Annotated in this window: 22 protein-coding genes; 19 read left to right on the top strand and 3 right to left on the bottom strand. The window is 70.3% G+C overall.

What is annotated here, in order from left to right; translation table 11 throughout:
* Positions 1-18 precede the first annotated feature (18 nt).
* From tssA to WME95_RS50720, 14 genes are all read left to right on the top strand, one after another.
* The gene (gene tssA, locus WME95_RS50785) at positions 19-1071 is read left to right on the top strand and encodes a type VI secretion system protein TssA (protein ID WP_437906355.1); all 1053 of its coding nucleotides are present in this window, start codon (positions 19-21) and stop codon (positions 1069-1071) included.
* 134 nt (positions 1072-1205) lie between these two features.
* Positions 1206-1712, top strand: coding sequence for a type VI secretion system contractile sheath small subunit (gene tssB / locus WME95_RS50780; protein WP_437906354.1), 507 nt, complete (start codon positions 1206-1208; stop codon positions 1710-1712).
* 32 nt (positions 1713-1744) lie between these two features.
* On the top strand, positions 1745-3232 hold the full coding sequence (gene tssC, locus WME95_RS50775) for a type VI secretion system contractile sheath large subunit (protein ID WP_437906353.1): 1488 nt from the start codon (positions 1745-1747) through the stop codon (positions 3230-3232).
* 115 nt (positions 3233-3347) lie between these two features.
* Positions 3348-3836: an Hcp family type VI secretion system effector gene (locus WME95_RS50770; RefSeq protein ID WP_437906352.1), complete on the top strand. Its 489-nt coding sequence runs from the start codon at positions 3348-3350 to the stop codon at positions 3834-3836.
* Positions 3837-3890: 54 nt separating this feature from the next.
* The gene (tssE, locus tag WME95_RS50765) at positions 3891-4352 is read left to right on the top strand and encodes a type VI secretion system baseplate subunit TssE (protein ID WP_437906351.1); all 462 of its coding nucleotides are present in this window, start codon (positions 3891-3893) and stop codon (positions 4350-4352) included.
* Positions 4349-6157 (top strand): type VI secretion system baseplate subunit TssF, encoded by a 1809-nt coding sequence (gene tssF, locus WME95_RS50760; RefSeq protein ID WP_437906350.1) that lies wholly within the window; start codon positions 4349-4351, stop codon positions 6155-6157. Before tssE ends, tssF begins: the two co-directional genes overlap by 4 nt.
* A gap of 11 nt (positions 6158-6168) precedes the next feature.
* On the top strand, positions 6169-7221 hold the full coding sequence (gene tssG, locus WME95_RS50755) for a type VI secretion system baseplate subunit TssG (protein WP_437906349.1): 1053 nt from the start codon (positions 6169-6171) through the stop codon (positions 7219-7221).
* Positions 7211-7969: a hypothetical protein gene (locus WME95_RS50750; RefSeq protein ID WP_437906348.1), complete on the top strand. Its 759-nt coding sequence runs from the start codon at positions 7211-7213 to the stop codon at positions 7967-7969. The genes tssG and WME95_RS50750 overlap by 11 nt, the downstream gene beginning before the upstream one ends.
* 30 nt (positions 7970-7999) lie before the next feature.
* Complete coding sequence (locus tag WME95_RS50745) at positions 8000-9031, top strand: DUF2169 family type VI secretion system accessory protein (RefSeq protein WP_437906347.1); 1032 nt, start codon at positions 8000-8002, stop codon at positions 9029-9031.
* Positions 9031-10107 carry a beta-ketoacyl synthase N-terminal-like domain-containing protein gene (locus WME95_RS50740; RefSeq protein ID WP_437906346.1) on the top strand — a complete coding sequence of 359 codons (1077 nt, stop codon included), beginning with the start codon at positions 9031-9033 and terminating at the stop codon, positions 10105-10107. Before WME95_RS50745 ends, WME95_RS50740 begins: the two co-directional genes overlap by 1 nt.
* Positions 10108-10147: 40 nt before the next feature.
* Complete coding sequence (locus tag WME95_RS50735; protein ID WP_437530553.1) at positions 10148-10531, top strand: DUF4150 domain-containing protein; 384 nt, start codon at positions 10148-10150, stop codon at positions 10529-10531.
* A 17-nt stretch (positions 10532-10548) separates the two neighbouring features.
* Positions 10549-11292 (top strand): AHH domain-containing protein, encoded by a 744-nt coding sequence (locus WME95_RS50730; RefSeq protein WP_437906345.1) that lies wholly within the window; start codon positions 10549-10551, stop codon positions 11290-11292.
* 6 nt (positions 11293-11298) lie between these two features.
* A complete protein-coding gene (locus WME95_RS50725) occupies positions 11299-11868 on the top strand; it encodes an imm11 family protein (RefSeq protein ID WP_437906344.1) in 570 nt (189 codons plus the stop codon).
* A gap of 156 nt (positions 11869-12024) precedes the next feature.
* Positions 12025-12831: a hypothetical protein gene (locus WME95_RS50720; protein ID WP_437906343.1), complete on the top strand. Its 807-nt coding sequence runs from the start codon at positions 12025-12027 to the stop codon at positions 12829-12831.
* A gap of 75 nt (positions 12832-12906) precedes the next feature.
* Here WME95_RS50720 and WME95_RS50715 read toward each other — a convergent pair whose 3' ends face one another.
* Both WME95_RS50715 and WME95_RS50710 read right to left on the bottom strand, forming a co-directional pair.
* Positions 12907-14148 (bottom strand): TIGR02270 family protein, encoded by a 1242-nt coding sequence (locus tag WME95_RS50715; protein WP_437906342.1) that lies wholly within the window; start codon positions 14146-14148, stop codon positions 12907-12909.
* Positions 14149-14191: 43 nt separating this feature from the next.
* Positions 14192-16150 carry a type VI secretion system Vgr family protein gene (locus WME95_RS50710; RefSeq protein ID WP_437906341.1) on the bottom strand — a complete coding sequence of 653 codons (1959 nt, stop codon included), beginning with the start codon at positions 16148-16150 and terminating at the stop codon, positions 14192-14194.
* Positions 16151-16425: 275 nt separating this feature from the next.
* Between WME95_RS50710 and WME95_RS50705 the strand changes: the two genes are divergently transcribed.
* The 5 genes from WME95_RS50705 to WME95_RS50685 all read left to right on the top strand — a co-directional run bounded on the left by WME95_RS50705 (position 16426) and on the right by WME95_RS50685 (position 22310).
* Positions 16426-17265 carry a hypothetical protein gene (locus WME95_RS50705; RefSeq protein ID WP_437906340.1) on the top strand — a complete coding sequence of 280 codons (840 nt, stop codon included), beginning with the start codon at positions 16426-16428 and terminating at the stop codon, positions 17263-17265.
* 70 nt (positions 17266-17335) lie between these two features.
* Positions 17336-19420, top strand: a complete 2085-nt coding sequence (locus WME95_RS50700; protein WP_437906339.1) for a serine/threonine-protein kinase — start codon at positions 17336-17338, stop codon at positions 19418-19420.
* A gap of 103 nt (positions 19421-19523) precedes the next feature.
* Entirely contained in the window at positions 19524-20627 is a 1104-nt protein-coding gene (locus WME95_RS50695) for a serine/threonine-protein kinase (RefSeq protein WP_437906338.1), read from the top strand.
* A 7-nt stretch (positions 20628-20634) separates the two neighbouring features.
* Positions 20635-21300 carry a hypothetical protein gene (locus WME95_RS50690; RefSeq protein ID WP_437906337.1) on the top strand — a complete coding sequence of 222 codons (666 nt, stop codon included), beginning with the start codon at positions 20635-20637 and terminating at the stop codon, positions 21298-21300.
* A gap of 8 nt (positions 21301-21308) precedes the next feature.
* The gene (locus WME95_RS50685) at positions 21309-22310 is read left to right on the top strand and encodes an MBL fold metallo-hydrolase (protein ID WP_437906336.1); all 1002 of its coding nucleotides are present in this window, start codon (positions 21309-21311) and stop codon (positions 22308-22310) included.
* On the opposite strand, the gene mobA is transcribed toward WME95_RS50685, so the two are convergent.
* The gene (mobA, locus tag WME95_RS50680; protein WP_437906335.1) at positions 22307-22975 is read right to left on the bottom strand and encodes a molybdenum cofactor guanylyltransferase; all 669 of its coding nucleotides are present in this window, start codon (positions 22973-22975) and stop codon (positions 22307-22309) included. The two genes, WME95_RS50685 and mobA, sit on opposite strands and share 4 nt — an antisense overlap.
* Between the last annotated feature and the right edge of the window lie 20 nt (positions 22976-22995).

Raw genomic sequence — 22995 nt, 5'->3', positions numbered from 1 at the left:
GCGACGAACGAGGCACGCATGGCAGAACGCACCATCGCAATCGACATCGAGCGCCTCCTCGCGCCCATCTCGCAGGCAGCGCCCGCCGGGGCGCCGCTGCGCTACGAGGGCACCTACGATCGCGTCCGCGAGGCCCGGCGCGAGGACGATCCGACGCTGCCGCAGGGCGTGTGGGCGACGCGCCTCAAGACGGCGGACTGGAAGCTCGTGGCCGAGCTCTGCGCCGAGGCGCTCGCGCGGCGCTCCAAGGACCTGCAGATCGCCGCCTGGCTCACGGACGCGTGGGCGCAGATCGGCGGGATCGGCGCGGCGGCGCCGGGGCTCCGGCTGATCGCGGGGCTCTGCGATCGCTACTGGGACGCGATGTTCCCGGCGCTCGACGACGACGGCCTCGAGGCGCGCGGCGACCTCGTCGGCTGGCTGGACGAGGCGCTCGCGCGGCGGCTCCGGATGGTCCCGCTCCTCGAAGGCAGCGACGACCGCCCCCCCTGCACGCTCGCCGACTGGGAGAGCGGCCGGATGGACGGCGGCAGCCCGGCCGAGGGCGCGCGTTCGGCCGAGCCCCTCGCGGCGCGGCTCTCCCTCGTCGATCGCTCGCGATGGACAGCGCTCCAGCGCGACGCGCGCGCCGCCCTGTCCGCGGCCGAGGCGCTGGAGCGGAGCCTCGCGGCGAGGATGGACCGCCCCCCGGTCCTCCACCGGACCCGCGGCGCGCTGCGCCTGCTCGGCGCCGCGACGGCGTCCGCCCTCGGCGAGCCCGCTGACGACGCGCCGGCGCCCGCCGCGGGAGAGCCCCCGGCGCAGAGCGCGGAGGACCCGGCGCCCGCGCGGGGTCCGGGCCTGGCGATCCAGAGCCGGGTGGAGGCGTATCGCCGGCTCAACGAGGCGGCCGACTACCTCCTTCGCACGGAGCCGCACAGCCCCGTCCCGTACCTCGTGAAGCGCGCGATCTCCTGGGGGAACATGTCGCTCGCGGAGCTGCTCGGCGAGTTCGTGTCGAGCGCCGACGACCTCGTCGCGATCTACCGGCTGCTCGGCATGCGCGGCCGGGAGGAGGGCGACGCCGGATGATCTCATGAGACCACCGGCGCCGGCCCGATCCGCCGATCGGTCCCCGGCCCGGCCGCGCGAGGGTGGATTGGCCCCGGGGAGAGCGTCCGCGCGAGATGCACGCTCGACCGAGGCCGCGGGAGAAAGGAACGACCATGGCAGAGAGCAAGCAACAATGGCTGAGCAGGAACCGCCCGCCTCGGGTGCAGATCACCTACGACGTCGAGACCGGCGGCGCGATCGAGAAGAAGGAGATCCCGTTCGTCGTCGGGATCATGAGCGACCTGTCCGGCACCTCCGAGGCGCCGCGGCCGAAGCTCAAGGACCGCAAGTTCGTGGAGATCGATCGCGACAACTTCAATGAGGTCCTCGCCGCGGTGGCGCCCGAGGCCACGTGCCTCGTCGACAACAAGCTCACGGACGAGGGCGGCAAGCTGAAGGTCAGCCTCTCCTTCAAGAGCATGGATGACTTCCGGCCCGAGCAGCTCGTCGAGCAGGTAGAGCCGCTGCGCGCGCTGCTCCGCGCGCGGGAGCGGCTGAACGATCTGCTCGCGAAGCTCGAGGGCAACGACGATCTGAGCGGGATGCTCAAGCAGGTCGTCGAGGACACGAAGAAGCTCGAGACGCTCAAGCAGGAGCTCGAGAAGGGCCGGGGCGGCTGAGCCGCGATCTTAGGACGGGAAGGGAGAGAGCCATGGCGGAAGAGAGCACCCAAGCGGTCGGCTCGGCGGCGGCAGCGCCGGCCGAGGAGATGAGCCTCATCGACCAGATCCTCGCGCAGGGGATGGTCCGCGGCGCCGCGGAGCCGCAACGAAAGCACGCGCGCGATCTCATCGATGAGTTCGTGAACCAGGTCCTCGACGAGAAGGTGAAGGTCGGGAGCGACACGGTGGCGGCCATCGAGGCGCGCATCGCCGAGATCGACGCGCGCATCAGCGCGCAGCTCGACGCCATCCTGCACCACAAGGAGTTCCAGCGGGTGGAGGCGCGCTGGCGCGGGCTGAACTACCTCGTCATGAACACCGAGACCTCGACGCGGCTGAAGCTGCGCGTGCTCAACGTGAAGAAGGACGAGCTGCGCAAGGACTTCGAGGCCGCGGCGGACTTCGACCGGAGCGCGGTCTTCAAGAAGGTCTACGAGGAGGAGTACGGCACCTTCGGGGGCGCGCCGTATGGCATGCTCGTCGGCGACTACGAGTTCGATGGCACGAACCCCGACGTCTCGCTCCTCACGGAGCTCTCCAAGGTGGCGGCCGCGGCGCACGCGCCGTTCATCGCGGCGGCGTCGCCCGAGCTCTTCGACATGCCGAGCTTCACCCAGATCGGCGTGCCCGGCGACCTCGCGAAGATCTTCGAGAGCACGCAGCTCATCAAGTGGCGCGAGTTCCGCGAGACGGAGGACTCGCGCTATGTCGGGCTGGTCCTTCCGCACGTCCTCATGCGCCTGCCGTACGGGCCGAAGGGCGTCCCGGTCGAGGGGTTCAATTACGAGGAGCAGGTCGGCGAGGGCGACGGGAACTTCCTCTGGGGGAACGCGGCGTACGCGCTCGCGCAGCGGATCACGAACGCCTTCGCGCTCTATGGCTGGTGCGCCGCGATCCGCGGCGTCGAGGGCGGCGGTCTCGTCGAGAACCTCCCGCTGCACACCTTCAAGACGAGCGAGGGGGATATCGTCGCCAAGATCCCGACCGAGGTCGCCATCACCGACCGGCGCGAGAACGAGCTGTCGGAGCTCGGCTTCATCGGGCTCTGCTACAAGAAGGGGAGCGCGCAGGCGGCCTTCTTCGGCGGCAGCACCGCGAACAAGCCGAAGGCGTACAACCTGCCGCAGGCGAACGCGAACGCCCGGCTGAGCGCGCAGCTCCCTTACATCCTCGCTGCGTCCCGGTTCGCGCACTACGTCAAGGTGCTCATGCGCGACAAGATCGGGAGCTTCAGCTCGCAGGAAGGCGTCTCCAACTACCTCAACAACTGGATCGCCGACTACGTGCTCCTCAACGACAGCGCCGGCCAGGAGACCAAGGCCCGGCTGCCGCTGCGCGAGGCGCGGGTCGACGTCTCCGAGGTCCCCGGCAAGCCGGGCGCGTACCGCGCGGTGGTGTTCCTGAAGCCGCACTTCCAGCTGAACGAGCTCACGGTCTCGATGCGGCTCGTCGCGGAGCTGCCGCCGCCTGCGGCGTGACGAGGAGCGGCGCGCGCCGCGTACGTAGCAGATCGCCGCGCTCGCGGCGGCGCCACGCGGTGGGGTGCCGCCGCGCGCAGGCTGCACGATGGTGGATTTAGAGGAGGGATGAACCATGCAGAACGTTTTCTGGGAAATCGATGGCATCAAGGGAGAGAGCACGTCGGATCAAGGCAAGGACATGATCGAGCTCCTGTCCTTCAGTCACGGCGTGTCCATGCCGCTTACGGCCGGGCCCTCGAACACGAGCCGCGCGAGCGGCCGCTGCGTTCATAACGACTTCACGGTCACCAAGTACCTCGATCTCGCCACACCGACGCTCAACCTCAAGTGCTGCGGCGGCGAGGACATCAAATCGATGAAGGTGCACATCTGGAAGGCCGACGCGGCCGGCAAGCCGCACAAGTACATGATGTATACCCTCGAGAGCTGCATCCTCACCTCCGTCTCGGTGACGGGCGGCGGGGATCAGCCGATCGAGACCATCACCTTCAGCTACAAGAAGATCACCTGGGACTACGCGCAGCAGAAGCAGGAGTCGCCGGGCGGGGCCAAGGGGAAGAGCTCGGCGTCGTTCAGCCTCGACGAGAACAAGGGCAAGTGATCGCGCGGGGCCGGCCGCGCGCCGCCGCGCCGGCCTCGCGGACAGGAGCGCGGGATGGAAGAGAGCTGGGGAGCAGCGGACGCGGGGCGCGTGCCCCTCTTCGATCGGCTGGTCGACGACACCCCGTCGCAGCGCAGCGAGGCGCGGCCGAAGCGCAGCCATGACCTCGACGCGCTGCGCGCCTCGGTGCACCGCGAGCTCGAGCGCCTGCTCGGCACGCGGTGCCCCGTCCCCGGGGACGTGGCCCTCTCGCGCCAGCGCACCGTGATTGACTACGGCCTGCCGGACCTGGAGCTCGGCGGCCGCGACGTCGTCAAGGAAGACCGGTTCCGCGTCGCGCGGCTCGTCCAGCAGACGATCGAGGCGTACGAGCCCCGCCTCGCGCGGGTCGAGGTCGAGTTGCTCCCTCCCGCGGACGGCGACGCGCGGTACCGCGTCGCCGTCCGCGCGCTGCTCGTCACCGAGCGGGTGCGCGAGCCGCTCAGCTTCACCCTGCCGCTGCCGGAGGTCGGGTGACGACGACCGACCACGACGCGGAGCTGCTCGATCTCTACGCCCGCGAGCTCGCCTACCTGCGGGAGCGCGGCGCCGAGTTCGCCGCGGCGTACCCCAAGATCGCCGCGCGCCTCGGCCTGGAGGGGCGCCACTCCGCGGATCCGCACGTCGAGCGCCTGATCGAGTCGTTCGCGTTCCTGACGGCGCGCCTCCAGCGCCGCCTCGACAGCGATCTCCCCGAGCTCACCACGTCGCTGCTCGGCGTCCTCTATCCGCCGCTGCTCTCGCCCATCCCGTCGATGGCGATCGCGGCCTTCGAGGTGAGCCCCAGGGACAGCAAGCTCACCTCGGGCCACGTGATCGAGCGGGGCACGCCGCTCTTCGCCGAGGCGCACGGGGGCCCGACCTGCCGTTTCCGGACGTGCGCTCCGGTCACGCTCTGGCCGATCGAGATCGAATCCGCCGGCTTCGGCGCGCCCGAGGCGCTGGATTTGCCGCCGGGCTCCGGCGGGGTGATGGCGGCGCTCCGCATCCGCCTGCGGAGCGGCGGCCCTCCGCTGCGCGCGCTCGGGGTGCGGCGGCTGCGCTTCTTCCTGAGCGGCGGCGGCCTGAGCGGCTATCGCCTGTACGAGCTGCTCTTCGGCCACACGCTGCGCGTCCTCTGCGCCGGCGAGGGCGGCGGCCGGGATCTCGCGGAGGCGCGGCTCCACCCGGTCGGCTTCGGGCCCGACGAGGAGGCGCTCCCCTACCCCGTGCACGCGTCTCCCGGTCACCGGCTGGTCCAGGAGTACTTCGCCTTTCCCGAGAAGTTTCTCTTCTTCGACGTCGAGCTCACGCACCTCCCCGAGGGCACTGCGTGCAGCCTGCTGTTCCTGCTCGATCAGCGCCCGCCCGCGAGCCTCGTGGTGCGGGCCGACACCTTCCGGCTCGGCTGCGCGCCGATCATCAACCTGTTCTCCCGCACGACAGAGCCGATCCGGGTCGATCACCGCTTTCCGGAGTACCGCCTGGTCGCGGACGCGCGCCGCGAGCGCACGACCGAGATCCACTCGATCCACAAGGTCACGGCGACGGCGCCGGGCGAGGCGGAGCAGGTGGAATACGCGCCGTTCTTCTCCTTCACGCACCACGCCGAGGGCGCGGGCGCGGGCCCACGCGCGTTCTGGCAGGCCCGCCGCGTCGCGACGTCGCGTGAGGACGTGCCCGGCACGGACGTGACCCTGTCGTTCGTCGATCTCGACCTCTCGCCTCGGAGGCCCCCGTCCCGGGTGGTGTACGCCTCGGTGCTGTGCACCAACCGCGACCTCCCCGAGGAGCTGTCCGCCGGCGTGGCGCTGTCCCTCGAGCGTGGGGCCGCCATGGGCCGGATCACCTGCCTCACCAAGCCGACCCCGCAGCGCGATCCTCCGCTCGGCGGACAGGCGCTCTGGCGGCTCGTATCGAACCTGTCGCAGAATCACCTCGCGATCTCGGGGCCGGGCGGCGTGGACGCGCTGAAGGAGATCCTGCGCGTGTATCTCTTCGCGTCGATCCCCGAAGCGGAGCGCCAGATCCAGGGCATCGCGGGCGTGTCGGCGCGCACCGTGACGCGGCGGATCGGCGCGGACGCGTGGCGCGGGTTCTGCCGCGGGACCGAGGTGACGCTGACGCTCGACGAGGAGCAGTTCGTCGGATCGAGCCCGCTGCTCTTCGCGGAGGTGCTGAGCCGGTATCTCTCGCTGCACGCGCACATCAATTCATTCACGGAGCTCGTGCTGAAGAGCACGGGGCGCGCGGAGGTATGGAAGCGATGGCAACCGATGGCAGGCGCGAAGGCGCTCCTCTAGACGAGGCGGGCGTGCTCTTCGCCGAGGGCCGCCGCTTCGACTTCTTCCAGGCCGTGGCGCTGCTCGAGGCGCGGGCGGAGGGCTGCCGGAGCGTGGGCGAGAGCTCCGAGCCCGCGGCCGAGGCGGTGCGGCTGCGCGGCGCGATCGACCTCGCGTTCCCCGAGACGGACGTGGCCGGGATCGAGCGCGCCGCGCGCGCGGGGGAGCCGGCGGTGTTGACCGCGAGCTTCATGAGCCTCGCGGGCGCGCTCGGGCCGCTGCCGCCGCCGTTCGCGGAGCTCGTGTACCAGCGCGCGGCGCGGCGCGACTTCGCGCTGCGCGATTTCCTGGACATCTTCAATCATCGCCTGCTCTCGCTGGTCTACCGCATCCGCAAGCGGCACCGGATCGGGCTCGGCGTGGCGTCTCCGGAGCAGGACGACGCCGCGCGGTACCTCTATGCGTTGATCGGCCTCGGGTTGCCGTCGCTTCGCGGGAGGTTACCGGTGAGCGACCGCGCGCTGCTGGAGCCGGCGGCGCTGGTGGCGCGGGAGGTGCGCCCGATGGCGGGCCTCACGGCGCTGCTGCGGCATCACCTGCGGGTGCCGATCGAGGCGGCGCCGCTGACGGGGGCGTACCACCCGATCGAGGAGAGCGATTGGACGGCGATCGGCCCCTCGGGGCGCAACCGGGGGCTCGGGCAGGGGGCGATCCTGGGGCGGCGAGCGTGGGACCAGGAGGCGGGGTTCGAGCTCGTCGTGGGGCCGCTGTCGCTCCGGGATTACGTGCGCTGCTTGCCTGGGGGAGACCTGCTCGAGCCGCTGTGCGCGCTGACGCGGTTCTATGCGGGCGAGGTGCTGAGCTTCACGGTGCTCCTGCGGCTGCGCGCCGAGGAGGCGCCGGCGGCGCGGCTCGGGAGGCGGCACGGGGCGCGCCTCGGGACGACGGCGTGCCTCGGCGGGGGGGCGCGGAGGCGGGAGCCGATCGAGAAGAGGCTGCGGGGGGCGGCGCTCTCCGCGGCCACGATGTCTCGCTCACCAACCGACGACGGCGGCGCGGCACGGGAAAAGAACCATGGCAAGTAAAGCGGAGCTCATCCTCGACCTGGTGCAGTTCGCCCTCGACCTCGTCGGCCTGGTGGATCCGACGTTCATCTCGGATGGGGCCAGCGGGCTCATCTCCCTGGCGCGCGGGCAATGGCTGGACGCTGTTATCAGCGGCGCCAGCATGATCCCGTATGTCGGCGACATGATGAAGCTCGGCAAGCTCCCACGGTACGCTCGCTCGATCGCGGAGGCGATCGCGCTCGCGCGCGAGGATGCGAAGCTCGCCGATCAGCTCCGCCCAGCGCTCGCGAAGCTGCTCGAGGCGCTGAACAGACTTCCTGCTGACAAGCTGCCTCGTGACGCCATGGCTCCGATCCTGCAGATGAAGCGAGAGATCGAGGCGTTCCTTTCGGCGACCAACGTCCTCTGGAAGCAGCAGCTCACAAGCCCGGCGTTGCGGAAATATGCCCCCACACCGAAGCACGCAGGGAGAGGCGGTCCTGGGGTAAAGGGCACGATCATGGATCTGGACGACGCACAGGCGAGGCAGTTGCTCCAGAGCGCCCTCCATGATGCCGCCGCGCCGCTCCGCGACAAGGCGCCGCGGCTGTGGGGCTACCGCAACGGAAAGGTTTATCAGTTTCACTACGACAATGCGGGCGGCTGGCACGGGTTTTCTGATGACGTGAAGCCTCCCGACTACGTGATACAGCAATGGCGGGCGACGAAGGCGATCAGCGAGGCGGAGTTCAACCGGGTGCGCAAGCTCCCGAACCGTGGGTTCTGAGCGCCCGCGTCCGTTCTCGCCGGCCATCCCATGCTCCAGCTCCGAAATAGCACCTCGTTCAAGGCGAACATCGCGGTCTTCCCGGACGCTCGCGGGGTGGACACGCTCTACGTCGCGGTCCGCGCGACCTTCGCTCTCCGCGGCGGGGCGCTGCGCATCGCCGAGGCGCAGGAGCCGCTGAAGCTCGCGGACGAGTACTGGGGCGAGCCCGGACAGACCAGCCTGAAGCACGCCGCGGATCTCCACCTCGGCAAGCCGGCGACCGACGTGGTGCTGCTCGGCGAGGCGTGGGCGCCGCGCGGGCGCCCGGCGCCTTCGGTCGATGTGTCGCTCGCGGTCGGCCCGGTCGCCAGGGTGGTCCGCGCCTTCGGCGATCGGGAATGGCGCGGCCCGCTGGATCTTCGCATCTCTCCGCCGGTCCCGTTCGAGCGGTTACCGCTCGTCTACGAGCGCGCCTTCGGCGGCGTGCTGAAGTACGATCCCGAGAAGGGTCCCCTGGAGATCGATCAGCGCAACCCGGTAGGCATCGGCTGCGGCCTGCGGAGCGCGCCGCCCGAGAAGGCGGTGCGGCGGCTGCCCAACCTGGAGGACCCGGCGCACCTCCTCTCGGGCACGCGCGACCGCCCGCCGCCCGCGGGTTTCGGCTTCATCGCGCCCTCGTGGGAGCCGCGCAAGCGGTATGCGGGGACCTACGACGAGGCCTGGCAGGAGACGCGGGCGCCGTACCTGCCGAAGGACTTCGACGCGCGCTTCTTCAACGCGGCCTCGCCGGGCCTCGTCTGTCCGGGCCACCTGCGCGGCGGCGAGCCGGTCAAGGTGCAGAACGCCGCGCCAGATCCCTGGGATGTGCGGCTGCCGCTGTGCGATCTCGACGTGAAGGTCACGATCGATACCGACGTGGAGCGGCCGCCCATGCGGCTTCAGACCGTGATGCTCGAGCCTGGCGAGGGGCGGCTCGGGATCGTGTGGCTGGGCGAGGTGGGTTGCGACAAGCGAGCGCTCAAGGTGAAGCTGGTGGAGATCGACGCGAAGCGGATCGAGCTGAGCGGACGGAGGTCGTGATGGCGGCGCCGGGCGCGGACATCCTGCGGGTCGGCATGGTGAGCTCTGTCGGGCTGAGCGCCGAGGTGACGAGCGCGGCGGTCCGGGCGGGGATCGATCGGTTCCAGCAGAGCTCGGTCCTGGATCGCCGGCGTACCCCGCTTGTGATGGCCCTCGTGGCAACGCCCGATCTGCCGCCCCTCGCGCCAGTGCTCGCCGAGACCGTCGCCACGATGACGGCACGGCAGCGACGGATGCTGCGGCTCGCCGGCCTCGCGCTACATGGCTGCCTCGGCGAGGCGGGCGGGCCCAGGGCCGGCATGCCACTCCTCCTGGGAGTGCCCGAGGGCATCCCGAGCGGGATCCCGGCGCTCGCCGGCCCGCGCTTTCTCAAGCATCTCTCCCAGCAGACCGGGTACCCCCTGGATATTGAGCAGAGCCGCGTCTTCGCGGCTGGCCGCGCGGCCGCGCTTGCGGCGCTGGAGGAGGCGCTCGCCGGACTGGCGTCGCGGCGTTACGATGAGGTGCTCGTCGGCGGTGTGGACAGCTGCCTGGACCTGCGGTGGCTCGGCGCCCTCGATCGAGAGGACCGGCTGCGAGCCTACGGCGTGCACGACGGATTCACCCCGGGCGAGGGTGCGGCGTTCCTCTGGCTCGCGCGGGCTGGAGCCGGGGCGCAGCGCGGGGCGCCGGCCCTCGCCCGCATCGATGCGGTGGCTACGGCCGAGGAGCCGGGGCACCGCTATGCAAAGGACACTGCGTACCTGGGCGATGGCCTGGACGCAGCGTTCAAGCGCCTCTTCGCCCGGTCGGCTCCCGCCGCGCTCATCCCCACGATCTATGCGGGTCTGAACGGCGAGAGCTTCCCGGCCAAAGAGTGGGGCGTCGCCTACACGCGACAGAAGAAGCGGATCCTGGCGGATTTCACCATCGAGCACCCGGCGGACTGCCTCGGCGACACCGGGGCGGCGCTCGGGGCGATGCTGGTCGCCCTCGCAGGAATGGCGATCCACGACGGGTACAGGAAGGGCCCGTGTCTGGTATGGTGCTCTTCGGACCTGGCGACGCGTGGCGCGGCGCTCGTGAGCGGCGCGTAGAGACGTATCGGACAAGAAATCGTGGCGAGGAGGTAGAGGGATGTCGTCGAGCGTGTTCGCGAACATGCGGGGCGTCGTGCACAAGGGCAGCGGCGGGATGAACATCGTTTTCCCTGACGTCTGCAAGACGCCAGTGCCGCCCGCGGGGCCCGTGCCGATCCCCTACCCGAACATCGGCCAAGCGTCGGATACCTCGGACGGGCCTCAGAAGGTGAAGTGTGACGGCAAGATGCCGATGGTCAAGGGGGCGAAGTACACGAAATCGAGCGGAGACGAGCCCGGCAGCGCCGGCGGCGTCGCGAGCGGCGTCAACCGGAGCGAGTGCGAGTTCATGATGTACTCCTTTGACGTCAAATTTGAGGGCAAAAACGTCTGCCGCATGGGTGACCCGCTGTTTCACAACAAGAAGAACATGATGGGCTAAGCTCGGAGCAATGCCAAATGCCGCATCTACTCGATGGCATGACCACACCGGACGTCAGCGCCCCGAACAACGCCGAGACCCAGCGTTGTGAATGGTCGAAGTGCGCGGGGCTGCACACGTCGAAGATCACCTACCCGAAGGATGGCAACGTCGAGCGGAGCGGGAACGCCCTCCGCACGGCGCTGCTCGACGCGAAGTTGCATCCCTGGCACGACGGCGGCTATGGCGTCCCGAGCAAGCCGATCTACCTCGACAATGGCGGCAAGATCACGGTCCGCGCCGAGTACCGCAGCGACGGCCTCATGTACTCGCTCGACGCGCATCACCTGATCCCGATCGATCAGATGAACGGCACTTCCACGCTCAAGGACAACGCAGTTCTCGCCGGCTGGGACATCAACGACACTTCGAACGGAATGTGCCTGCCGTCGTACGACACAGACGTGGCCATCCATGAGCTCCAGCTCCATAGCGGCAGTCATGCACCGGATTACACAACGTTGATCGAGGAGCGGCTCGCACACATCGAAGAGCTGTATGAGACGGCTTGCGGCGGCAAGGAGTCGGCGGAGTTCAGCGAGAATCTGACGCGTTCCCTCATGGCGCTGTCGGCCCACGCCCGGCGGAAGCTCCTGGCAATCAGGAAGTACGCGCGAGGAGCAGACTTCCTGCCTCTCCACAACAACTCGCTCGAGGTCTTCATACGCTCCGTCCAGCAGTACAACGACCGGCGCACACGCTACCTCGAACAGGACAGGTGAGAGCCGATGCACTACGTACTCTCGTTCCGCTCGCACGACAGGTCGTGCATCCCCATGCTGCCTCGACCCGAGATCCACGGTCACCCGGCGCTCCGATTCAACTCTGGCGCCCGCATCGACGAGCGGCTCCCGGTCATCGAGTTCCGGCAAGGCGCCGATCACCAGGGTTCGATCCCTGACTACGTGCCCACGGCGCTCGCCGGCATGGTCGTTTCGTCCCGCTTCCGGCACACTCTCGAGGCGGCGGGCGTGGACAACATCGACTATCACGACGCGCGGATCCTTAACACGGTGACCGGCGCCGCCCTCGACAGCTACTACGTCGCCAACATCGTCGGGCGGGTCGCCTGTCTGGATCGAGAGAACTCCGTCGTCGAGCCAGCTCCCGGAATCCCCGATGCGATCCTGGAGATTTACGAGATGGTCCTGGACTATAACCGCATTGGCGATCTGCGCATGTTCCGGCTCCACGAACTCCCGTTCATAGTCATCGTCGACCAGGGTGTGAAAGAGGCGATAGAGCGCGCCCAGATCACCGGCGTGCGCCTCTCGCCAGCCGACGGCTACAGCACGTGAATCATATCCCCGTCTTCGCCGGACAACGTAGAGACCGGCGCCGACGCAGCGCGGGATCTCTGGGCCACTGTTCTGCGGCACCCGAGTCACCACCATTGATAAACTCATCGCTGGAGCAACACCATGAGGCGTTCGGCGCATCTAGGAGGCAGGATCTTGGATCCGGACCTCTATATCTCTCTGAGCAACGCGTCTTTCGAGCTCGCCCGGCAAGGCGCGCTGCCTCTCCAGCCTATTCTTGCCGGGACACGCTACGAGCGCGCCGTGACTCCGGGACCTTGGTACCGGGGACCGCATAGCGTCCTGACGCTCCCGGCCAATGCCAAGACCACGGACGAAAACCGCTGGAGCGGGCGGAGCTACGACGGACGGCCAGGAAACGCCGGCTTTTATATGGGCCCGTGGAACGCAGTGCGCGCCGAGGTCTGGCACCACGGGGCTCGAAAGGACGACCCATCGATCAGCGATGCGCCGAGCCTCGATCAAAAGGCTTTCAAAGACAAATTGATATTCGAACTCAACCTCTTGCAGAGGATAGACCTGGTCGACATCAGAGCGCTTTCGTCCCGGATCGCTCAAAATCAGGACGTGCGACGCTTCTTGCAACATCATCCTCGAAACGGCACGCTTTGGGACTGGGTGCTGGATCCCCACGACTACACGGCCTCTCGCGCTATCGTGGACGGCATCTTCCGCGCCGACGTGGGATACCGGGGTCTCCAGGTGCCCACGGCCAGGAGCTACCTCGGCGTGAGCGGCGAAAATACCGTACTCATCGACAGCCCATCACGACCGATGACGACGGTCCCCTTGGAGGTGATTAAGGTCTCTCGTCTGTCGCACCCACCGATCCGTGGCGATAACTTCGTGGGGACCTTCACGGGGGAATATCTCGGGCTTTCGCGCGAGGAGCGGCTCGCGGAGTTCAAGGCGAAGCTGTCGAGGGGGGGCGGACATGTCTAGCATGCGCAGCCCCACGGCGGCTGCAAAGCCCGGCGGCACGCGCTGCGCGCAAGCGACCGGCCCACAGCGCATTCGCTACCCCCGAAGCTCCGCCCGCTGCGCCTCCCCCCGCGCACGCACCTCGAACACCCCCAGCCGCGGCCTCAGGAAGCACCGCTCGATCGCCGCCGCCGCCCTCGCCGGCTGGCTCCCGCGCCGCAGCACCTCGTTCAGCCCCTCCAGATCGACCCCCCTCCCCCAGAGATGCCTCTTGCCCGCCGCGAAGTCCCCTTGCCGCCGCGCCCACCACCGCCCCACGGCCGCCGCGTCGGGCCACGGCAGCCCGTCGTCCGGATCGGGCCCCACGTCCTCGTCCTCCGGGTCGTCGCTCGGGCCAGCCTCGTCCAGCGCGGGCCCCTCGAGCTCCTCTCTCACCAGCTCCACGCCCGTGATCAGCGACAGCGCCCCGCCCGCCAGGCGAGCCAGCCTGGGCACGCTCATCCGTTCGACGAGCCACGGCACGTGCGCCGGATCCCCGAGCGCCCCCACCCCCGCGATCGCCGCCCGCGCCGCCCCCGGCGATTCCCCGAGCCCCCTCAGCCACCGCGCCCCCGCGTGCGGACCGAGCCGCCGCAACGCCACGCCCGCAGCCCGCTGCGCGAGCGCTCCCCCGCTGGCCGCGATCTCCAGCAGCACATCCATGCCGCGCTCGTCCCCGAGAAGCGCCGCCGACCACGCCGCCCAGAACCGCACCGCCTCGACCTCGGAAGAGAGCGCCCGCCGCGCGTCGTCGATCCCCTCCACGTACCCGAGCTCCCCGAGCGCCTTGAGCGCTCGCGCCCGCAGCCGCGCGTCCTCGGCGGAGAGCGCCTCCTTGAGCGCCGGCCCCGGATCCCGCCGCCGCACCGCGCTCGCGGCGATGCCGATGGTCCGGAGCGCCGGCCCTGCCTTCGCGCCGAGCAGCGCTGGCAGCACGTCCTTCACGAGCTCCGGCGCCGCCCACCCGAGCGCCGACACCACCCCGCGCGCCACATCCGGCGCATCGATCCCCCGCGCGACAAGCGCCGCGATCGCCCCCTGATCCCGCCGCGTGAGCGCGAGCGAGAGCGCCGCGAACACCTCGCCCGCCCCCCCTTCCTCGGCCGCGGCCACGCAGCCGTCCCACGCCGCGCTCCCGCCTCGCGCCAGCAGATCGAGCTGCGCCGCGAGCCGCCCGTCGACCTCCGCCAGGGCCTTCAGGTCGTACCGCGGATCGCGCGCCGCCCCGTCGCGCTGGCTCCACAGGAACCCTGCGTTGTCCACCGCCTGAGCGAAGACCTCCTCCTCGGTGATCGACAAGAACGCTCCTTTCGCGACGCGCTCGCCCACGCCCGGGCGGACGTCAGTTGTTCTTCACCTCGCTGCCCTTGATCGCGACCTTCCCATCGCCCTTCAACGTGAGATCCGCGCCGGCCTCGCCCTTCAGCGCCTTCCCAGCCTTGAGGGTCATCGCCTGCTCGCTCTTGATGGTCACCGTCTTGGCCTCGATGACCAGGTTCCCCTTCACCTTGAGGACGTGATTGCCCTTCACCTCCTGGGTGAAGTTGGCCTTGTTGGTGTGGGTCTCGTGCCCCTCGACCGTCAGGTCCCGTGTCCCCTTGACCGCGTGCGACTCGTTGCCCTTCGACACGTCGATCGTGCGGTTGCCCTTCCCCACCGTCAGCAGGTCGTCCCCCTTGTCGATCGTCACCGTGCGGCTCTTCTCCACGCTGATGGTCTGGTCTCCGCCCACCGCCAGCGTCTGATCGTGGTCGATGGTGATCGCCTGGTCGTGCTTGACGCCGATCGTCCAGTCGTTCTCCACGTCGACGACCATGTCCTTCTGGGCGTGCATGAAGAGCTCCTCGCTGTCCTTCTTGTCCTCGAAGCGGAGCTCGTTGCCCGCGCTGCCCCCCTTCGACGACCGGGACAGGAGCGTGCTCTTCGTCTGCTCGCCGGGAAGCGCGTAGGGGACCGTCTGGTCCGCGTTGTACACCGACCCGGTGCAGAGCGGCCTGTCGGGATCGCCGCCGAGGAAGCTGACCACGACCTCCTGGCCGACGCGCGGCAAGAACCAGTTGCCCCACCCCTTGCCGGCCCAGGACTGGGCGACGCGGATCCAGCAGGAGCTGTTCTCGTCGCGCTTGCCGTACCGGTCCCAGTGAAACTGCACCTTGATGCGGCCGAACTCGTCGGTCCATATCTCCTCGCCGCTCTTGCCGACGACGACGGCCGTCTGAGCCCCCGCGATGAGGGGCCTCGGCGTCACGCGCGCGGGGCGAAAGGGGCTCTGCATGGGCATCGCCTCGAACGAGTTCTGGTACTCGTCGTTGTCGGCCGAGTGCGTGACGGCGAGGAGCAGGTACTCGCCGTTCACGTCGGAGCGCTCGTGCTGGACGAGCTGGAAGGCATGGCCGGCCGTGAACGCGCGGCAGAACGAGCTGCCGACGAGGCGCCGGGCCACGCCCTCCTCCGCCTCGATGCGACGCGTGGCGATCGCGTCGCCGGCGCCCTTGTCGGCGTAGCCGCCGGGATACTCGAAGAGCGCGAGCTTCGCCCCGCCGCCGCTCGCCTGGCTGAGCAGCGAGGTGCTGGGCGCCTTGAAGTTGTAGTCGGTCGCCGCATACGACCCCGCGACGACCTCTCCGATGAGCTCGCAGACGGTCATCGCGTCCTCATCGCGCGTCGAGGTCTCGGCGGCGCCCACGTAACGCACGTCGCCGAGATCGGGGCAGCGCGGGTTGCCCGCGCTGTCGTCGCCGAGGACGAGGGTGTGCTTTCCGTCCTCGTGCTGGAAATAGTAATAGATGCCCTCCTCCTCCAGCAGCCGCGAGATGAACTGAAACGCAGTCTCCTGGTATTGGACACACACCTCGCGAGGAGCGTACGAGCCGGTCAGCTCGTCCTTGTGATCGGAGAAGCCGAGGTCATCGAAGATCTGCTTCACGATGTCGGGCACCGATCTGTCCTGGAAGATGCGGGAGTCGGTGGTCCTCGTCAGAAACCAGAGCCAGGGGTGGATCTCGGCGCGATAGGCGGTCCTCGGCTGGCCGCCGTCGACATAGACACGCCCGGCCTGACGGAAGCGCGTGACGACACCGTGGATCATGCGCTCGGCACCGCTGGAGAGGCGGATGACCGCGGTGATGCCCTGGCCGACGATGGCAGAAAAATCGATGGCCCGCTCCTCGGACAGGAGGTCGAGCTCGAACCGGAACAGGCCAGACAGCCGCTCCTCGCCATGGATCCTGACGAGGGCGAGGGCGTCGGGGCCGAGGGGGCTACGGAGGGCGAGGATCGTCTTCGCCTGGGAGTAGGGCATCGCGCATCCTCTTGGTTCAGGGCCGGCGGCCGCGCCGAGACTACCACAGGGGGCCCGCGGAGCCGCAGCGCGGCGACAGGCCCAGAGGCCATTGGCGTCCAGCGAGCGGCGTGCGACAAGGACATCGCTGCCCTCGCAAGGCGGCGCTGATCTCTTCGCTGGCGCGGGTGCGTTGTGACCCCTTACGACGAGCTCCCCTCCCCGTTCCGTGGGCACCAGACCTCGGAGAATCGCGCGTTTTTGCTCGCGAAGCGCGGACGCTCGCAGGCGGACGGATGACGACGGGGCTGACACTCCTGGCGCTGGTGGCGCTGCTCGTGACGGCGCTCGTCGCCGAGCGGGGGCGACGGCAGCTACGGAGGGCTCTCGAGGACACGCGGCGCGCGCTCGCGGCAGGGGAAGCCGCTCATGCCGAGTCGGCGCGGGAGCGCGAGGCCGTGCGCCGCGGCGCGGAGGCCGCTCGCCATGCGCAGGACACGACGCAGCGCGAGACCGAAGCGGCTCGGCTGGCCCAAAGCGCGGCCCAGCGCGACGCCGAAGCCGCCCAGCACGAGGCCGACGCGGCGCGGCTGGCCCAAAGCGCGGCCCAGCGCGACGCCGAAGCCGCCCAGCACGAGGCCGAAGCGGCGCGGCTGGCCCAAGGCGCGGCCCAGCGCGACGCCAAGGCCGCGCTGCGCGAAGTCGAAGCGGCACGGCAGGCGCAACGCGCGGCCCAGCGCGACGCCGAAGCGGCACGGCAGGCGCAACACGCGGCCCAGCGCGACGCCGAAGCAGCTCAGCGTGACGCCGAAGCGACCCTGCAGGCGCAGCACGCGGCGCAGGCCGCCCTGGAGTGCGCGAAGGCCATCGCAGAAACGGAGCGCCAGGCAGCGCTGGAGGAGGCCCGGCAGGCGCGCGCCGAGCGGGACTCGTTCGCGCTGGAGGTGCGGGTGCTGCGCGCGGAGCTCTCGACGGCGCGCAAGCCTGTCGAGAAGGCGCCGCAAGCGGCGGAAAGGCTCGCGGGAATCTCCGTGAAGCCGAGGACGCCGAAGACATCCGAGCAGCCGGGCAAAACGAGTTGGTGGTGTCAGCAATGCGGGCGAGGAGGAACGCGGCCCGAGCGGTGCTGCAAATAACTACATCGCGCCCCCGAATGCTTGACCGCGGCTTGAGGCCGCCCTGCTCAACGTCGTACAATCGACCAGAATGAAGTTTTTCCAGGCCATCGCTCGGATGGGGCTGAAGTCGGGCGACGATCCGAAGGTGCGCCAGCACAAGAAGATCCTCACGCTCACCGCGGCGCTCAAGGCGTGCGCGTGCCCCGTCTGGGTGATCGCCTATGGGGCAGCCGGGGACCACCGCTCGGCGGCGATCCCGCTCGGCTACATGGTGTGTACCGGCCTGAGCCTGGCCCACTTCGCCAGGACGAAGGAGTTTGCCGGGTTCCGCTTCCGTCAGGCGCTGCTCATCTTCGCCCTGCCGTTTCTCATGCACGCGAGCCGGGGAGGGTTCGTCGGGTCGAGCGGCGTCGTCCTGTGGGCGCTCCTCGCGCCGCTGACGTTGCTGCTGTTCCACGGATCGCGGGCGTCCGTCCCCTGGTTCATCGCGTACACGCTGCTCGTGATGGCCGCCGGCGTTGCCGACCCGCTCCTCTCCGGCGTCGCGCCGGAGGCGCCTCCGCGCCTCCTCGCCGGCTTCTTCGCGATGAACCTCCTCACGGTGTCGGCCATCGCGTACGCAGCGGTGCAGTATTTCGCGCGCCAGCTCGCGGAGGAGCAGGAGAAGCTCGCGGAGCTCGTCGTCTCCTCGGCGCAGGCGCTCGACGACATCGCGAGGTGGTCGTCCGCCGCGGCGGCGCAGATCGCGGAGGCGATCGGCGCCCGCGAGGTCGCGGTGTGGAAGGCCGAGGAGCAGGCGATGATCAGCCTCACCGCCACCGCCACCGAGGCGCCGCACGTCGACGCTCTGCGCCACGCTGCGCTCACCCAACACCCCTTTTCGAGATCCGCGGATGTCGTCGTCCCCGTCCTCGGCATGTCGGGCGACGTCCACGGCGCGCTGGTCATCGTCGGCGGCGGCGTCGTATGGAACGATACGGCCAGACGGCTCGTCCGCACGTTCGCGCACCACCTCGGCAGCGCGCTCGAGCTCTCACGGCTGCGCAAGGATCTCGCGAGCGCGGCGGAGCGGCGGGAAGCGACGCTCGAAGACATGGTGCGCCGCGGTATCGATATCCTGCAGATATGCCCCAGCTGCCAGCGCTGTTACGACCAGCACGCGGAGCGATGCCTCGATGACGGCGCCGCGCTGAAGAGGCCGCGGCCGTCCCCCTATCGCGTGGCGGGGCGGTATCGCCTGACCCGGGCCGTCGCGGAGGGCGGCATGGGCAGGGTGTTCAAGGCCCACGACGAGCGGCTCGGGCGCGAGGTCGCGATCAAGACCATCAGGGCAGAGCACTTCAACAACGAGGATGTGCGCGCGCGGTTCGCGAGAGAGGCGCGCCTCGTCGCGCGAATCCATCATGCGTCGGTCGTCGAGGTGTACGACTCGGGCGAGATCGAGGACGGAACGCTCTTCATCGTGATGGAATGGCTGGACGGCTTCACCCTCGCTCACGCCATGAAGTCGCACGGGCCCGGGACGCCGGCCCAGGTGGCGGTGCTGCTGCGCGAGGGCGCCTCGGCGCTCGGCGCTGCGCACGCGGCGGGGCTCGTGCACCGCGACGTCAAGCCGGAGAACATCTTCCTGATCCCGTCGACGGGGCCGGGCGACTTTCACGTCAAGATCCTCGACTTCGGTATCGCCAAGGAGCTCTCCGCCGACGTGAGCGCGACCTCGACGGGCATCTTCCTGGGGACTCCGCTCTACATGGCCCCGGAACAGGCGCGCGGCAGGTCGGTGGACGCGCGCAGCGATCTCTACTCCTTCGCGGCCGTCGCTTACCAGGCGCTCACCGGACGGCGCATCGCCGCCGGAGAGGACCTCGCCACCATCCTGTCGAGCCTCTCGCGCGCCCCTCCGGCGCCCGTCTCGTCGCTGCTCCCGGGAACGCCGCCGGACGTCGACCGCGCCTTCGCGCGGGCGCTCGCGCTGTCGCCCGACGAGCGGCCTCAGGACGTCGAGGAGTGGGTGAGCTCGTTCGCCGGCCTGCTCGACAGCCTGCCCAAGCGGAGCCCGGGCTGGCGCATGTCAGGCGACGCGCCCGACATGGAGGAGCTCTCCAGCGCCGAGACGGTCCTGATCCACGAGCCCAGGGCGCGGATGCCGTCGGACATGTCCCGCGCGTCGTGACCGCGCCGCGCGCGCGCCTCCGCGAGGCGAGGCGCGATCACGACGCGCACGTCGGGTCTTGCAAAAAGGGCGGCGGAAGGGCTATCCCCGAGGACGGGACCTCATGCTGTGCCCTCGTTGTCACCGGCGGTACGCGGATGACCACCGCTTCTGCCCGCACGACGGAGAGAAGCTGGTCGCGAGCCACGACATCCGGCGGATCCGGTCCCAGCCCACCGAGCACGTGGGCGCGATCGTCGCCGAGCGGTACCGGGTGCGGGGCCTGATCGGCAGCGGCGCCATGGCGCAGGTGTTCCTGGCGGAGGACACGAAGAGCGGCGCGCCCGTCGCGCTGAAGCTCCTGGAGGCGAGGTTCCGCCGCGAGCCCAAGGTGAAGGCGCGGTTCCTCCTGGAGGCCAAGGCCGCGGCCACAGTCGTTCACCCGAACATCGTCGAGGTCCTCGACATCGGCCTCCACGATGGGTCGCCTTACCTGGTGCTGGAGTTCCTCTTCGGCGAGTCGCTGAGCTCGCTGCTCCTGCGCGAGAAGCGGCTGTCCCCGGAGGCCGGCGTGCCCTTCCTCCTGCAGGCCGCGGCCGGGCTCGGCGCGGCCCACCGCGCGGGGATCGTCCACCGCGACGTGAAGCCCGCCAACGTGTTCCTCGTGGGGGAGAAGGGCGACGCCTGGGCGGCCAAGGTCGTCGATTTCGGGTTCGCGAAGCTGTACGAGCACTCGGGGCTCACGCAGGCCGGGGTGACCGTCGGCACCCTGGAGTACATGGCGCCGGAGCAGACCGTCAGCGACCCTCCCGACGGGCGCACGGACGTCTACGGCTTCGGCATGCTCATGTACCGGATGTTCACCGGCCGTCTCCCCTTCAGCGTCGCGCGGAGCTCCTCCCCTGCCCTGGCGCCCGCCATGGACGAGGCGGTGGTGCTGGCCAACCAGCTCGTCACGCCGCCCCCGCCGCCCAACCTGGGTGAGAGCCCCGCGTCGCGGGCGCTCGAGGCGGTGATCGCGAAGTGCCTGCGCAAGCGGCCGGAGAACCGGTATCCCTCGATGGAGGCGCTCAGCGAGGATCTCGCCCGGCTCGGGCGGCCAGGCGCGCTGGCGGCGCACGCGCCGATCGCCTCGCCCGACGTGTACGCGGCGCAGACGCCCTATGGAGAGCACGCGGCGCGGTTCCTCTACAAGCAGCTCGGCAGGGTGTACGGCGACGCGCCGTAGCCGCGGCATGCCCGGAGCGCGCTCCCTCGCGCGACGCCGCGCTCCTGCGCTGGCCGCTTGCGCCGCCGCGCTCGGCTGGCCGCTCGCCGCGGGCGCATCGCCGCTCGCCGCGGGCGCGTCGCCGCTCGCCGTGGGCGCGTCGCCGCTCGCCGCGGGCGAGCCGCGGCAGGCGGCGCCGGCGGCCGCCGCCACGGAGCCCGACATCCGCCCCACGCTGGCGTGGCTCCTCGTCCAGCTCGTGCCGAACTCCGAGCTGTGGCTCGAACCGGGCGAGGCGCGCTTCGGGTTCCGCTGGCAGGTGACGCCGCTGCTCTACTCGTTCGGGATCAACCGCAAGCTCTCGCCGTGGCGCGCCTTCATCGCGGAGCCGCTCACGCGCCACGCCGGCTCGATCGAGCTCTTCGGCTCGCCCGGGTACGTCGCCCGTCCGGGCGCGCTCGCCGATCGCTGGGTGATCCGGAGCGGCGTCCGCGCTTATTTCCCGCTCCTCGACGGCGGCGACTACCTGTCCTGCTCGCTCGGCGGATCCGCGCTCGTCGCTCGAGGACACGTGGCGGCCTCGTACGAGGCGGGGGTCTATACCCTGTTCGGCGCCCTGGGCGCGCAGGTGGCGACCACGCCGACGGCCGCCTTGCGATCGACCACGATCACGCTCAGCATCCGCTACTTCTGACGCCGCGCATGGCCACGCGCCCCTCCTCGTCGCCAGCTCGCCTGTCCGCCGCGGCGCTCCTCGCGCTCGCGGGCCTGTCGTGCGGCGTGCCCGCGCGCATCCTGGAGAGCAACGTGGCGAGGCTGTTCGCGAGCCCGCTGCCCGTGCCGGACAAGGTGCGCGCGCCGTACCGCCCCGAGGCGCGGCTCGCCGCGCTCTGGGTCGGGCACGCGACCGTGCTCGTGCAGATCGACGACCGATGGATCCTGACCGACCCCGTCTTCACGTCGACGGTGGGCCTCATGGTGAAGCGGCTCGTCGAGCCGGGGCTCGCCCCGGAGGACCTGCCGCCCATCGACGCCGTGCTGATCTCGCACATGCACTTCGACCACCTCTCGCTCGGCTCGCTGTCCCTGATCGAGCCGAAGGTCCGCGCGCTGCTCGTGCCTCGGGGCGGGCTCGTCTACGTGCCCAACCATCGCTTCGCGTCGTTCGAGGTCCCGACCTGGACGACGTGGCGGCAGGGCGATCTCAAGATCACGGCCGTCCCGGTGCGGCACTCCGGCTATCGCTACGGGCTGGACCGGGACTGGATGGCGGAGAGCTTCACGGGGTATGTCGTCGAGTACCATGGAATCACGGTCTACTTCGGCGGCGATACAGCCTACGACCGCGACGATTTCGTGAAGACGCGCGCGCGATTCCCCTCGATCGATCTGGCCCTCTTGCCGATCGCGCCGGTGGGGCCGCGCGAGTTCATGGAGAGCAAGCACGTCGATCCGGCGGAGGCGGTGCAGGCCTTCCTCGACCTCGGGGCGCGGCGGATGATGGCTATCCATTTCGACACCTTCATCAACAGCACCGATACGTTCGGAGAGGCGCCCCGCGAGCTCCGGCGCGTCATGGCCGCGCGCGGGCTGGGGCCGGATCGGGTGGTCTTGCCCAGGCACGGAGAGCAGCGGATCCTCATCACGAGGGGCGAGCCCGGGGGCGCGGCGGCAGCGAGCGCGCCGGCGCCGCGCGGCGACTAGCCGGATCGGTCGAGCTCGCGGAGCGCCGCCGCGTAGTCCTCGGGCGTGTTCAGGTTGCGCAGCGATCGCAGCGCCGGATCCACAGCGCGGAGCCGCGGATCCGCGAGCAGGAGCTCCGGCTCCGCGACCAGGGTGCGCGCCCGCTCGAACAGGGTGGAGAGCCGCAGCCTGCCCTCGGCGAGCAAGGCAGCCACCTCGCCGCGCACCGAGCACGCGTACACCGCGGCGAGCGGGTGATGGTGCCCCTCCGCCCGCGGCACCGCGATGGCGTGGCCGCCCGCCTGGAGATCCGCGACGCGCCGCACGAAGGCAGGGTGCAGGAAGGGCGCGTCGGTCGAGGTGACGTAAGCCCGCTCGGCGAGCGGCGCGATCGCATCGAGCCCGGCCGCGATGCCCTGCAGCGGCCCGCGGCCCTCCACCGGATCGCGCACGAGCAGCACCCCCTCCGGCAGCGACGGCAGCTCTTGCCCAGGCGCCGCGACCACCACGATCGGCCACGCCGCCTCGCCGAGGCGCCGCACCACCCGCTGGAGCAGCGGCTCGCCCCCGAACGGCAGCCACGCCTTGGGGCGCCCCATCCGGCGGCTCTGCCCGCCGCACAGCACGACGCCCGCGAGGCCGGCCACGCGGCCTGCCCCGTCGCCGTCCTCCGAGGTCGCCGTCATGAGCTGCACCGCTGTCCTGC

Origin of the sequence: Sorangium sp. So ce327, from assembly GCF_051530205.1 — a bacterium.
GTDB lineage: Bacteria > Myxococcota_A > Polyangia > Polyangiales > Polyangiaceae > Sorangium > Sorangium cellulosum_B.
This window is presented reverse-complemented; position numbering and strand designations above follow the sequence as displayed.

Coding starts and splice junctions, on each gene's coding strand:
- tssA (WP_437906355.1), top strand. CDS start 19: ATGGCAGAACGCACCATCGCAATCGACATCGAGCGCCTCCTCGCGCCC.
- tssB (WP_437906354.1), top strand. CDS start 1,206: ATGGCAGAGAGCAAGCAACAATGGCTGAGCAGGAACCGCCCGCCTCGG.
- tssC (WP_437906353.1), top strand. CDS start 1,745: ATGGCGGAAGAGAGCACCCAAGCGGTCGGCTCGGCGGCGGCAGCGCCG.
- WME95_RS50770 (WP_437906352.1), top strand. CDS start 3,348: ATGCAGAACGTTTTCTGGGAAATCGATGGCATCAAGGGAGAGAGCACG.
- tssE (WP_437906351.1), top strand. CDS start 3,891: ATGGAAGAGAGCTGGGGAGCAGCGGACGCGGGGCGCGTGCCCCTCTTC.
- WME95_RS50750 (WP_437906348.1), top strand. CDS start 7,211: ATGGCAAGTAAAGCGGAGCTCATCCTCGACCTGGTGCAGTTCGCCCTC.
- WME95_RS50745 (WP_437906347.1), top strand. CDS start 8,000: ATGCTCCAGCTCCGAAATAGCACCTCGTTCAAGGCGAACATCGCGGTC.
- WME95_RS50740 (WP_437906346.1), top strand. CDS start 9,031: ATGGCGGCGCCGGGCGCGGACATCCTGCGGGTCGGCATGGTGAGCTCT.
- WME95_RS50735 (WP_437530553.1), top strand. CDS start 10,148: ATGTCGTCGAGCGTGTTCGCGAACATGCGGGGCGTCGTGCACAAGGGC.
- WME95_RS50730 (WP_437906345.1), top strand. CDS start 10,549: ATGCCGCATCTACTCGATGGCATGACCACACCGGACGTCAGCGCCCCG.
- WME95_RS50725 (WP_437906344.1), top strand. CDS start 11,299: ATGCACTACGTACTCTCGTTCCGCTCGCACGACAGGTCGTGCATCCCC.
- WME95_RS50710 (WP_437906341.1), bottom strand. CDS start 16,150: ATGCCCTACTCCCAGGCGAAGACGATCCTCGCCCTCCGTAGCCCCCTC.
- WME95_RS50705 (WP_437906340.1), top strand. CDS start 16,426: ATGACGACGGGGCTGACACTCCTGGCGCTGGTGGCGCTGCTCGTGACG.
- WME95_RS50700 (WP_437906339.1), top strand. CDS start 17,336: ATGAAGTTTTTCCAGGCCATCGCTCGGATGGGGCTGAAGTCGGGCGAC.
- WME95_RS50695 (WP_437906338.1), top strand. CDS start 19,524: ATGCTGTGCCCTCGTTGTCACCGGCGGTACGCGGATGACCACCGCTTC.
- WME95_RS50690 (WP_437906337.1), top strand. CDS start 20,635: ATGCCCGGAGCGCGCTCCCTCGCGCGACGCCGCGCTCCTGCGCTGGCC.
- WME95_RS50685 (WP_437906336.1), top strand. CDS start 21,309: ATGGCCACGCGCCCCTCCTCGTCGCCAGCTCGCCTGTCCGCCGCGGCG.
- mobA (WP_437906335.1), bottom strand. CDS start 22,975: ATGACGGCGACCTCGGAGGACGGCGACGGGGCAGGCCGCGTGGCCGGC.